Origin of the sequence: Embleya scabrispora DSM 41855, assembly GCF_000372745.1 — a bacterium.
In the GTDB taxonomy this organism is placed as follows: Bacteria; Actinomycetota; Actinomycetes; order Streptomycetales; family Streptomycetaceae; genus Embleya; species Embleya scabrispora.
Window position 1 is genome coordinate 23,225 of sequence record NZ_KB889708.1, and the last position, 12,171, is coordinate 35,395.

A 12,171-nucleotide genomic window follows, 5' to 3' on the forward strand; every position below is an offset into this window, starting at 1 on the left:
CCCGTCCGGCCGTCCACCTGCCCCGCGCGATACGCAGCCCTCCACCGTCCGCCCCCACGCTCCCCGGCGGCCCCACCGGTGACCGCCGAGCGCCCCTCGCCCGCCCCGCATCCACCCTACGCACGCGCGGACCCTCCCCACCCGCGAATCGACCCGACCCACGCGCCCTGTCGTCGCATCCCATCGGGTCGCGGTGCGCTGCCCGGTGTGCGGGCGGCGGTTCATCCTGGGCCACCCGCGCCGGCGGGACGCGGTGTACGACCGGGACGCCTGCAGGTCCGCCGCGTAGCGGAAACGGCGCCGACACCGTCGACCGAATCCCTACGCGCACCCGTGACGCGAGACGGCTGCGCGTAGGGGATGCAGCGTCGGAGCCGAGCACGACCGCGCGGCACGGCGGAACTCGGATGCGGACGCCCATCGTGCGGATCATCCGGACCGTGTCCTCGTCGGCCTGGCGGGCGCTCACTACACGTGCCTGAACGGTCACCGACCGACCCACGTGGCCAACAACCGCTGCCCATGGCCAACTACCTCTGACCGTCGCAGGCAGGGCGGTTGGCAAAGTCGATCCATTCGAACTATTGTCCGAATGAGAGGCAGTTTTCAGACATGGGGGTGGACGCGGGCGGAGGTGCGCGGTGGACGGTTTTGCGCACCTGCACGTCGCGTCGGGCTACTCGGCCCGGTACGGCACTTCCCACCCCGAGAACCTGGTGGCGCGGGCCGCCGAGCGCGGCATGACCACGCTGGCGCTGACGGACCGCGACACCGTCGGCGGCGCGGTGCGCTTCGCGCAGGCCTGCACGGCCCACGGAGTGCGCCCGATCTTCGGCGTGGACCTCGCCGTCGCCCCCGCCGCGCCCGGCACGCCCCGCGCACAGCGGCGCCGTACACCGGTCCGCGGCGGCGCCCACGTCGAACAACCCCCGCTGCGGGTGACCCTCCTCGCCCGGAACGCGGCCGGTTGGGCGCGGCTGTGCCGCCTGGTCTCGGCCGCCCACGCCGTCGAAGGGCCGCCCGTGGTGCCGTGGTCGGCGCTGCGCGAGCACGCGGGGCCCGGGCTGACCGTGCTGCTCGGCCCGACCTCGGAACCGGTGAGGGCGCTGTCGGACGGCCGCCTCGACACCGCCGAGCACCTGCTGGCGCCGTGGCGTGAACTGTTCGGTGACGCGCTGCGCCTGGAGTGTCTGTACTACGGGTCGTCGGGGACCGGGCCGGGTTCGCTGCGTCTGGCCGCCCGCACCGGGCACCTGGCCGACCGAGTCGGGGTGGCGGCGGTGTTGACCAACGCCGTGCGCTACGCCGACCCCGACCAGCACAAGATCGCCGACGTCCTGGACGCGGCCCGCCTGCTGCGCCCGATCCGTTTCCATCGCCCGGACTTTCTCGATCCGCGCGAGCGCTGGTTGAAGGACCCGTTGGCGATGGCCGCGACCGCGGCACGGATCGCGGACGCCGCCGGGGCCGGACCCGACCGCGCCCGAACACTGCTCGCGCGGACCGCGGCCACCGCCGACGAGTGCCGGGTGGATCCGGTGGCGGACCTGGGTCTGGGCGGCATGTTCTTCCCCGAGCCGGCCGTGGTCGGTGCCACGGCCGAGTCGGCGGCGCGGGTGTTGCGCGAGCGTTGCCAGGCCGGGATGGTCCGCCGCGGCCTGGACCGCGACGAGGCCGCGATGGAGCGGTTGGCGCGGGAGCTGGAGGTGATCGGACGGCTGCGCGTGGACACGTACTTCCTCACGGTCGGCCAGGTGGTCGCGGATGTGCGGGAGATGGGGGTGCGGGTGGCGGCGCGCGGGTCGGGGGCGGGTTCGATGGTGTGCCACGCGCTGGACATCGCCACCGCCAATCCGCTGGACCACGGCCTGCTGTTCGAACGGTTCCTGTCCGAGCGCCGGTCGTCGCTGCCGGACGTGGACATCGACGTGGAGTCCGCCCGGCGTCTGGACGTCTACCGCAGGATCTTCGAACGGTTCGGGAGCGAGCGCGTCGCGGTGACGTCGATGCCCGAGACCTACCGAGCCCGCCACGCGCTGCGCGACGTCGGCCTCGCCCTGGGCCTGGCCGCACCCGACATCGACCGCATCGCCAAATCCTTCCCCCACATCCGCGCCCGCGGAATCACCACCGCGCTGGCCGAGTTGCCCGAATTGCGATCGCTGGCGGCCGAGGCGGGGCGATACGGGCCGCTGTTCGAACTGGCCGAGAAATTGGACGCGTTGCCGCGCGGGATGGCGATGCACCCGTGCGGGGTCATCATCACCGACGCCACATTGTTGGACCGACTGCCGGTCCAGCCCACGCCCGGCGACGCCTTCCCCATGGTCCAGGCCGCGAAGGAGGAGGTCGAAGCCCTCGGCCTGATCAAGTTGGACGTGCTGGGGGTGCGGATGCAGTCCGCGATGACGCACGCCGTCGCCGAGGTCGAACGCACCACCGGCGAACACATCGACCTCGACGACCCGCGCCAGGTCCCGCTCGACGACTTCTTCGCGTTCAAGCTGATCCAGACCTCCGACACCATCGGCATGTTCCAGCTCGAGAGCCCCGGACAACAGGACCTGCTCAGCCGCCTGCAACCGCGCGGCGTCCAGGACGTCATCGCCGACATCTCCCTGTTCCGGCCCGGACCGGTCGCGGGCGGCATGCCCGAGCGGTACATCGCCGCCCGCCACGGCGCCGCCCCCACCTACCCCCACCCCGACCTCGAACCCGTCCTCGCCGACACCTACGGCGTCACCATCTGGCACGAACAGATCATGGGCCTGCTGTCCGTCATGACCGGTTGCGACCTGGCGCTGGCCGACGTCGCCCGCCGCGCGCTCGGCGACCGCGACCGCCTGCCCTCGCTCCGGACCTGGTTCCACCAACGCGCCGCCACCCGCGGCTACAGCCCCGAAGTGCGCGAGGAGGTGTGGCGCATCGTCGAGAGCTTCGGTGCGTACGGCTTCTGCCGCGCGCACGCCGTGGCGTTCGCGGTGCCGGCGTTGCAGAGCGCGTGGCTCAAGGCCCACCACCCCGCGGCGCTGTACGCGGGGTTGCTCGAGCACGATCCGGGGATGTGGCCGCGTCGGGTGATCGTCGCCGACGCCCGCCGCCACCGGGTCCCGATCCTGCCCGTCGACGTCAACCACTCCCACCCCGGCCACACCGTCGAGCAGACCGGCGACGGCACGTGGGGGGTGCGGCTGGCCCTGTCGGCGGTGCGCGGCATCACCGACGAGGAATGCGCCCGCATCGACGCCGGCCGCCCCTACACCTCCCTGTCCGACCTGTGGCAACGCGCCCGCCCCGCCCTGCCCACCGCCGAACACCTCGCCCGCATCGGCGCCCTCGACGGCCTCCACAACGGACGCCTCACCCGCCGCGACCTGCTCCTGCAACTCCCCGAACTCCACCGCCGCACCCGCAGAGTCGGCGACGGCCAACTCCCCCTCGCCGACAGCCGACTCGACGCCACCGCCCCCAGCGGCCTCCCCGAAATGACCACCCGCGAAGCCGTCGGCGCCGAACTCCACGTCCTGGGCATCGACCTCTCCCGGCACCTGATGGAACACCACCACCGACTGCTCCGCGAGATCGGCGCCGTCGACGCCGCCCACCTCGCCGAACAACCACCCGGCCGACAAGTCCTGGTCGCCGGCGTCCGCGCCTCCACCCAGACCCCACCCATCGCCTCCGGCAAACGCGTCATCTTCGTCACCCTCGACGACGGCTCCGGCCTCGTCGACCTCGCCTTCTTCGAGGACTCCCACCCCGCCTGCGCCCACACCGTCTTCCACTCCGGACTGCTCCTGGTACGGGGCAAGATCCAGGTCCGCGGACGCCGGCGCACCGTCGTCGGCACCATGGCCTGGGACCTCGACGAGATCGCCACCCTCCGCCGCGACCACGGACCCCAAGCAGCCCTCGACCTCCTCGGCGCCCCCACCGCACACCCCACCCCCGCCCAACCACGGCGCATCCTCGTCCACGGCACCGGAGCGCTCCAACACCCCTACGCCGACCTCCAACCCCCCGGCCAACGCTCCGCCGACCTCACCCGCTACGGCCACCGCAGCCCCGGTTCCCCAGGCTGAGTCGGTGCGTGAAGCTGTCGGCACCTGGTGGATGAGGGTTCGACGGGGTCGGCGAAAATCACCGCATGTATGTATGAAGTGTCATCCGGTGCTCTCGGTGCGGTCCGCGGCTCCTTGTGTTGGGTGGAGTCGACGGGCGGTCCGCTGGTCGTGGTCCCCGTCTCGGCGCCGGCGGACCGGGCGGGCTCGTCGCAGTCGTGGGGTCGCACGGGAGCGCGTGAGGACCACGACCGGCCTTGTCGCCGTGGAGCCCGGCAGGCCTGCGGCGACGTGGTCCGCGGCGGGATCGGATCGGCGGGATGCCCTCGACCAGGGGGATCAACGCCTGGCTGTCGTGCGTGTTCGCGCCGGAGATCCCGATCGACAGGGGCAGACCGGAGCGTTCGGTCAACAGATGGATCTTCGACCCGTACTTGCCCCGATCCACAGGATTCGGACCCGTCAACTCCCCCTTTTCAGGGCCCGCATGTCCACCGAGTCCACCGCGCATCGCGACCAGTCCAAGGCACCCCGCGCGCCGAGCTCGTCCAACAGGACACGGTGCAGCTTCGCCCACACCCGTGCGTGGCGACACAACGGAGAGCCCCTTATCGACACGGCTTCGCTGCGCCGGTGGGCCGCCATTCAGTCGCCGGCGTGCCTGGGGCAGGACGCGAACCCGATTCCCCGGCTGCGTGCGCTGCGAAATCATACGGAGACGCCATGTACGGTGCGTACGTCGACGTCACGGCACGTCGAGGCGATCCTGGGCCCCGAACACCGCGTCCTGGGCGACGAGATCGACGGCACAGCGCGCAGGTCGACGCCGTCGGGAATCGTGATTCACCCCATCCCAACGCTCGCCCCGACACGGGCCGGGACCGTGTCCGACCGCTCGACCAACGTCCCGAATCCTGCGGCGAACAACCATCGAAGGAGCGAGGCGCTGGAGGACTCGTCCTTCGACGAGTTCGGCTACCGCGTGACGTTCGCGCGGACCAGGTGCATGCGTGCGCCGCTATGCGGACGCCACAACCTCCCCGGCCATGACCCGGGGAGGCGTGGGGAGTACTGACGCGAGGTTGTCCCGCGCGAACTCCGACGCGCTCGAGATCGACGCCTCGGCACCGGCCCGGTCCTGGAAGACACTCGTCGAGATCATCACTCCGTCCCCGGCATCGATCCAGTAGTAGGCCACGAAGCCGGGAACCCGGCGCATGAGCGGCACGAACCCCTCTTTCACGACGCGTGCCGCCTCGGCCGCATCGGTCACACCTTCATACCGCCGGACTGCTGCATACATGCCGATCTCCTCGACGGTTCCGGTTCGCGCATTGCCCAGGCCCCGTACCCCCTGCGACCAGGCTCGCTCACGAAGCGTTCGGCATTCACCGGATGGGCCGCCTTGTGTGACCCGAACGGCGGCTTCGGCGCCGAACATACGATCACGGCGGATGTCCTCGGAGGATCGGTCGGCGTTGGATGGCCCGACTTGCGGCCGACCACACCCGGATGCCGGCCGGCAGCGACACCGACGTCGATTCGTGGTGGTGACGGGTCCGGAAGCGCCGATGTACGCGAGCGCCGGCGAGCCGGTGCTCCGGTCGGGTTCTCAGCGCCACCGCGCCGAAGCGCGGCACGGGCGCGGCTCCGGTCCTGGTCGTGCACCGGCAGTACACGTACACCAGGGACACCGGGCGGGGCAGCGGCGAACGCAGGAACCGTGCGAGTTCGGCAGCGCGAGCCCGCGACCATGTGAGTGCGCCGTTCGACGTCCATGTGTGGCGGCACGTGAAGGCGAGCGTCGACCGGCGCGGGGACCGGGAACCACGAGGCCGAACTCGCGGACGCAGGTGCCGAGGATGACCACATCCGAACCGCGCGGACGCGGGGTGCCAAGGGAGAGGAGTCGCGACGTCCGGGGCCGTCGTGGGTCCGGGGTCGGCTGTCGTCGGCCTACTCCGGTGGACGTGTGGCATCTTGCCCGCCTGGGGTCAGCAGGAGGACTGTGTCGTCCGGCCGGAGGTGTGGGGTGGTGCTGTTGGTGACCGGATCAAGGCTGCCGTCCCGGCGTACCAGGAACAGCAGATCGCAGCCTGGCGGCACGGCATCGCCGGCGGGCTGCCCCACGACGGCCGCCCCGTGCTGGTATCTGCGCGAGATGGCCGGCCAGGTCAGATCCGCGCCGAACAGGACCTCGCCGCCGATGAACGGCGCTACCACGCCATGGCTCTCGGGAGGTGCGTTGAGGCGGTGGACGGTCCCTTCCACACTGCCGCGCAGAATTACCGCCGCCAGGGCGTTGAAGTCGTCCTCGGCGGTGAGGAAGTACACCGCCGTAATGCCCTCCAGTTCGGCGGCACCGCCGGTGGTGGCGGCCAGCAGCTCACCGGGCGCAAGCTCGATGCCGGCCTGCCCGATCCGTTCGCGCTGCTCCTCCTCCCCTGCCCACATCAGCACTTCCAGACCCGCCGACCGCAGGGCGACACCCAGGTCGACCACCCACGGATCGCCGCCGACCAGCAGCGGCCGCGAGCGGGAGAGGCGCACGACGCCCAGGCGCCGAGCCACGGGTGAGGCGGTCAGGCCGTAGAGCGTCACGGTCGCGACGATGACCACGAACGTGGCGGGGAGGATCTTGTGCGCACCGCCGATCCCCGCGGCCACGAGGCCGGCCGAGAACGTCGACGCGGTTGCGGCCGCGACGATGCCGCGCGGCGCCATCCATCCGATGAAGCCCCGCTCGCCGCGTGTCAGATCGGTGCCGGCGGTGGACACGGCGGCGACCAGCGGCCTGGCGGCCAGAACCAGAAAGGCGGCGAGCCCGAGCGCGGGCAGAGCCACATGGCGCAGCGACTCCGGGGTGACTGTGGCTGAGATGGTGACGAACAGCAGACCGAGGATCAGGCTGACCAGGGTCTCGAAGAACGGCCGGCGCGCCGGGACGTCGATGCCGGGGAGGTCGGCGACCGCCAGGCCCATCATCACGGCGGCGATGAGTCCCGTGTCGTCGCGCACGACATCGCAGAACGCCGCAACCCCGATCACCGCGGCGAGCTGTGCCGTGGTGCCGAGTACCTCGCCGAGCCGCAGCACCCGGAACAGCCCCCACAGCAGACCCGCCCCGACCACCCCGCCGGCCACTCCGACGCCCATGCTGACCAGGAAGTCCGCAACCCCGCTGCGGAAGTGGTGCTTCGAACTCGACACGACCGCATGGAAGACCAGCGCTCCCAGGATGCCTCCGACCGGGTCGATGAGGGAGCCTTCCCAAACCAGGATGTGCTGAAGGCGGTCCTTCGGTCGTACGAAGCCGAGCAGCGGTCCGACGACCGTCGGACCCGAGACCACGAGGATCGCGCCGAGCATGACGGCACCCCGCCGGGACATGCCCAGCAACGGCGCGGCGAGGATCGCACCGAGCAGCCAAGTGATCGGAACCCCGATCCAGATCAGCCTGACCACGACACGGCGAGTGTGCCCCCGCAGCCTCGCCAGATCCAGCCCGAGGCCCGCGTCGTACAGGATCACGGCGACGGCCAGCGACACCAGCGGTGAGAACGCCACTCCCAGCAACCGCTCGGGGTCGACGTCGTCGCTCAGTGCGCCCGCGGCGAAGCCGATCGGCAGCAGGACGATGAGGGCGGGGATGCGCAGTCGGCTCGCCAGGATCTGTGAACCGACGGCAAGGACCAGGATCAGGCCCACGCCGATGAGCACCTGGTCTGTCGTCACAGGCGGCCTCTTCCGACCAACGGCGTCCGAGGATCAGGCAGGGGCCATGAGTGCACCGTCATTGTCGTCCTCGGACGCGGTCGTCGTGGTGGCATGTGGCTTCGGTCCTCTGGTTGCGAGCGTGCGTGCCCGCACCAACCCGGTCAAGCGCGACACGTTTCCCACGGCCGAAATCACCCGGTACGTTCGCCCATCCGGGCCGCCGGCGGCAGCCGTCGGAGCGCCCGTGCGCAGTCCTCCTCCGGTCGGTGCCGGGCCGCTTGCGCGGTTTCCCGGTAGCGATGGCGGCCTCACCCTGCGCCCGAACGTTCGCTGCGAAGGCTGATGCGCCGCCAGAGAGCCCGTTGGAACTTGATCATCAGCACGCCCACCACGACCAACAGCACGATGTTGAGTAGGAGTTGGACCAGGGATCCGCGTGCTTCGCTCCAGTTGGAGAACGCCCAGGAGACGCCGATGTCGGCGGCGGCGGGGATGGTGGTGACCGAGATGAACACGCCGAGCAGCGCGCTCGTCCTGGCCTGGGTCAAGGACACGATCCCGACGATGCCGGCCAGCACCGCGACGACGACGGAAAAGAAGTTGGGTGCGTCGATCAGCGACGAGACCGGCCTGATGCCCAGGGTGAAAAGCTCGGGTTGGAGGTCGAGGCCCCGGACCGCCCACGAGAACAGCAGGGTCGCCGCGATGGCCAGCAGGAATCCCGCGGTCAGGGCGAACAGGCCCTGCCGGATCCTGGTGCCGTTGCCGCGGTCGATGCCCAGCGCGACGCTGGTGATCGCGCCGTACTCGGGTCCGACGACCATCGCTGCGACGATCAGGATCTGGGAGTTGGTGATGATTCCCACGGCCCCGATGATGCCTGCGATGACCAGGTAGACGTAGAAGCTCGGCAGATAGGTGCCCTCGGCGCGGATGCGTGCTTCGACTTCCTCCCAGACCGGCGCGTGCGAGAGCGCCCCGAGCTGCTGCTGCTCGGCCTGCGCCGCCGCCCCGGAGAAGGCCATCTCGACTGGCTCGATGACGATGGATCCGCGGCGGTCGAGTTCCAGCTCACGCAGACGACGCAGCACGCCGTTGGCCGCGCCGGCGAGGATGTCGCATTCGACCGCGTCGCCGTCAGGGTTCCGCGCCTGCTCGGGAAGGACGACCAGGTTGAAGACACAGCGGTCATCAGCCAGCAGCCCGACCGCCCGAGAGGTGAGTTCGGTGGGGCTCACCAGTCGGAGGTGGATCATGTCCATGCACGACCTCCATCATTGCTCGGCCGACAGGCCGCACCCGAGTGCAGCACTGGCGCACCTGTGCCCCGCCGGCCTCGGCCGGTAACGCCCGGAGGGAGGGCAGCGCGCCCGGAGGGAGGGGCAGCACGCCGGGTGAGACGCGGCTGCCGCGGACCACGGTCGCTTCGGACGCCGGGCCAAGCCCCGGCTGTGGCATTTCAGCCGATCGTCGTTGCGCCGTACGGGTGACGGCCGGGCGCGGACTGTCGTCGACCTTTGCGACGTGGCGAGGACGACCGGGCTGCCGGAGAGTGGATGCAGGGGCCTCTTCCGAGACTTTGGAGCAGCCATGGACCGCTACCCCCCCATCGCCGAGCACGGCCTGGTGGGCGACCTGCAGACCGCCGCTCTCGTCTCGTCCAAGGGCGTCGTCGACTGGTTCGCCGCCCCCCGGTTCGACTCGCCGAGCGTCTTCGCCGCCCTGCTCGACCACGACGGCGGCGGATACATGCGGCTTGCTCCAGAGCACCCCGAAGCGATCTGCAAGCAGCTCTACTACCCCGACACAGCCGTTCTGGTGACACGGTTCATGTCGCCGGACGGCGTGGGCGAGGTGCTCGACTTCATGCCTCCGGACCAGACCCGCACGGCCACCGACCGTCACACCCTGATCCGCGCGGTGCGTGCGGTGCGCGGCACCGTCGAGTTCACACTCGCGTGCCGGCCGCGCTTCGACTACGGCCGGGCCGAGCACCGGCTCGACCTCGATGAGAACAGCGGTCTGTTCCGGGCCCCGGGGATCGACGCGCACCTGCAGACCACGTTCCCACTGGAGCGGGACGGTCAGGACGTGCGCGGCACAGTGACGCTGAGCGCCGGCGAAGTCGGCGGCGCCGTGTTCACCGTCTGCGCGTCCGGCGGCGAGGCGCCTCCGCCCCCCACGGTCGACGGGCTTATCGCACAGGTCCGGGATACCAGCCTCTTCTGGCGGCAGTGGCTGCGCCAGTCCCGCTACCGGGGCCGCTGGCCCGAGCTGGTGCACCGCTCGGTCATCACCCTCAAGCTCCTGACCTACGCCCCCACCGGGGCACTGGTCGCGGCCGCCACCATGGGCCTGCCCGAGCAGGTCGGCGGAGAGCGCAATTGGGACTACCGGTTCACCTGGGTCCGTGACGGCGCGCTGTCCGTGCGGGCCATGCTGGACCTCGGCTTCGTCGAGGAGGCCACCGCCTTCGTCCACTGGCTCGTGGCCAGGCTGCGCGAGCGCGAGGGCAAGGAGGACGAGCCGCTGCAGACCATGTACCGGATCGACGGCAACCCCGACCTGCCGGAGCAGACACTCGAACACTTCGAGGGCTACCGGGGCTCCTTCCCCGTGCGCGTCGGCAACGGTGCCGCCGACCAGCTCCAGCTGGATATCTACGGCGAGGCCGTCTACGCGCTTTCCCAGGGCCGCGAATTGATGCACCAGGCAACCTACGAGGGATGGCGCGCGCTGACCAGGGCGATGGACTGGTTCGCCGACGCCTGGGACCGCCCGGACGAGGGTATCTGGGAGACCCGCGGCGGCCGCCAGGACTTCACCTACAGCCGGGTGATGTCCTGGGTCGCCTTCGACCACGGGCTGACGCTGGCCGAGCAGTTCCGCAAGCCCGCCGACCTGGAGAGGTGGCGCAGGGCCCGGGACGCCGTCTTCGAGCAGGTCATGGAACGCGGCTGGAGCGAGAAGGAGGGCGCCTTCGTCCAGCACTACGGCGGTGACGTCCTGGACGCTTCGCTGCTGCTCATGCCGAGGGTCGGGTTCATCGCCCCGGAGGATCCGGCCTGGCTGTCCACGCTCGACGCGATGGACCGCAAGCTCGTCTCCGACAGCCTTGTCTACCGCTACGACCCGGCGGCGTCGCCGGACGGTCTGCGCGGCTCGGAGGGCACCTTCAGTCTGTGTACGTTCCTCTACGTGGACGCGCTGGCCCGGGCGGGGCGGCTGGAGCAGGCCCGATACACCTTCGAGAAGATGCGGACGTACGCCAACCACGTCGGGCTGTTCGCCGAGGAGGTCGGTCCGAGCGGGGAGCAACTGGGCAACTTCCCGCAGGCGTTCACCCATCTGTCGCTCATCATGGCGGCCACCACCCTCGACGAGGCGCTCGACGCCGAGGATGAGCGCTGACGTGGTCACGCATGCCGCTCCGGCGGGACCGCCGCAGCTGACCGAGGACGAGTTCGGGGCGCTGTACCGGCGCCTGGTGTCGCGGACCGCCTGGGCCGCGGGTGGCCGGGGTGCTCTGGACGCGCTCACTCCCGCCCGGGTGCTGGCCGCCGCCCGCGAGGTGCGGACCGGACGGACGGTCACGCTCGCAGCGCCGGTGGAAACGCTTCCCGGCCCGGACAACGCAGAGCCCGCACGGCACCGGATGCGCGGGCAGCCGCAGGAGAACGCCGCGCGCGGGCTCCATTTCGCGATGGACAGCTTTGCGATGAACGTGCACGGCGACGCCGACAGCCACATCGACGCCCTGTGCCATGTGATCTACGACGGCACGCTGCACGGCGGCGTGGCCGCGAGTAGCGTTTCGGCGGGCGGTGCGACCGCGCTGTCCATCGAGGCGGCTCACGACGGGATCGTCGGACGCGGCGTGCTGCTGGACATCCCACGGCTGCGTGGCGTGCCGTGGCTCGAACCGGGTGACTGCGTGACCGCCGACGACCTCACCACGGCCGAGAGCGCCCAGCGCGTCCGCGTAGGCGAGGGCGACCTCCTGTTCGTCCGGGTCGGCCACCGCCGACGCCGCGCCGAACTGGGAGCGTGGCACGCGGCGCGTGCCCGTGCCGGGCTCCATCCGTCCGCGCTGGAGTTCCTGGCGGACCGGCGGGTCGCCGTGCTCGGCGGCGACGGGAACAACGACACCGCCCCGAGCTTCACCGAGGGCGTCGACTTCCCCGTGCATGTGCTGGCGATCCACGCCATGGGCCTTCACCTCCTGGACTACCTGCAGTTCGAGGACCTGGCGCCGGCCTGCGAGGCGGAGGGGCGCTGGTCGTTCCTGTGCGTGATCGCCCCGCTGAGGCTGCCGAACGCCACCGGCTCGCCGGTCAATCCGATCGCCGTCCTGTGAGGCCCCGGCCCTACGGACGCCTGGGGGTGTCGCCTC

Annotated in this window: 6 protein-coding genes and 1 pseudogene; 3 read left to right on the forward strand and 4 right to left on the reverse strand. The window is 71.1% G+C overall.

Annotated features, from left to right (window positions below):
* Window positions 1–641: 641 nt before the first annotated feature.
* Complete coding sequence (locus A3IC_RS0141075; RefSeq protein WP_020555884.1) at window positions 642–4,082, forward strand: DNA polymerase III subunit alpha; 3,441 nt, start codon at window positions 642–644, stop codon at window positions 4,080–4,082.
* 235 nt (window positions 4,083–4,317) lie between these two features.
* Here A3IC_RS0141075 and A3IC_RS65930 read toward each other — a convergent pair.
* The 4 genes and pseudogenes from A3IC_RS65930 to A3IC_RS0141100 form a co-directional block, all read right to left on the reverse strand.
* Window positions 4,318–4,646, reverse strand: a pseudogene (locus tag A3IC_RS65930) (transposase); the annotation flags it as partial.
* A gap of 433 nt (window positions 4,647–5,079) precedes the next feature.
* The gene (locus tag A3IC_RS0141085; RefSeq protein WP_245599805.1) at window positions 5,080–5,502 is read right to left on the reverse strand and encodes a hypothetical protein; all 423 of its coding nucleotides are present in this window, start codon (window positions 5,500–5,502) and stop codon (window positions 5,080–5,082) included.
* Between the two features lie 515 nt (window positions 5,503–6,017).
* Window positions 6,018–7,796, reverse strand: a complete 1,779-nt coding sequence (locus A3IC_RS0141095; RefSeq protein WP_040878018.1) for a cation:proton antiporter — start codon at window positions 7,794–7,796, stop codon at window positions 6,018–6,020.
* 290 nt (window positions 7,797–8,086) lie between these two features.
* Complete coding sequence (locus tag A3IC_RS0141100; RefSeq protein WP_020555889.1) at window positions 8,087–9,040, reverse strand: DUF389 domain-containing protein; 954 nt, start codon at window positions 9,038–9,040, stop codon at window positions 8,087–8,089.
* 328 nt (window positions 9,041–9,368) lie between these two features.
* On the opposite strand from A3IC_RS0141100, the gene A3IC_RS0141105 reads away from it, so the two are divergent.
* Both A3IC_RS0141105 and A3IC_RS0141110 read left to right on the forward strand, forming a co-directional pair.
* Entirely contained in the window at window positions 9,369–11,189 is a 1,821-nt protein-coding gene (locus tag A3IC_RS0141105; protein ID WP_020555890.1) for a glycoside hydrolase family 15 protein, read from the forward strand.
* The gene (locus tag A3IC_RS0141110) at window positions 11,179–12,135 is read left to right on the forward strand and encodes a cyclase family protein (RefSeq protein ID WP_020555891.1); all 957 of its coding nucleotides are present in this window, start codon (window positions 11,179–11,181) and stop codon (window positions 12,133–12,135) included. The genes A3IC_RS0141105 and A3IC_RS0141110 overlap by 11 nt, the downstream gene beginning before the upstream one ends.
* Window positions 12,136–12,171: the final 36 nt, after the last annotated feature.

Coding starts and splice junctions, on each gene's coding strand:
- A3IC_RS0141085 (WP_245599805.1), bottom strand. CDS start 5,502: ATGTTCGGCGCCGAAGCCGCCGTTCGGGTCACACAAGGCGGCCCATCC.
- A3IC_RS0141110 (WP_020555891.1), top strand. CDS start 11,179: ATGAGCGCTGACGTGGTCACGCATGCCGCTCCGGCGGGACCGCCGCAG.
- A3IC_RS0141105 (WP_020555890.1), top strand. CDS start 9,369: ATGGACCGCTACCCCCCCATCGCCGAGCACGGCCTGGTGGGCGACCTG.
- A3IC_RS0141100 (WP_020555889.1), bottom strand. CDS start 9,040: ATGGACATGATCCACCTCCGACTGGTGAGCCCCACCGAACTCACCTCT.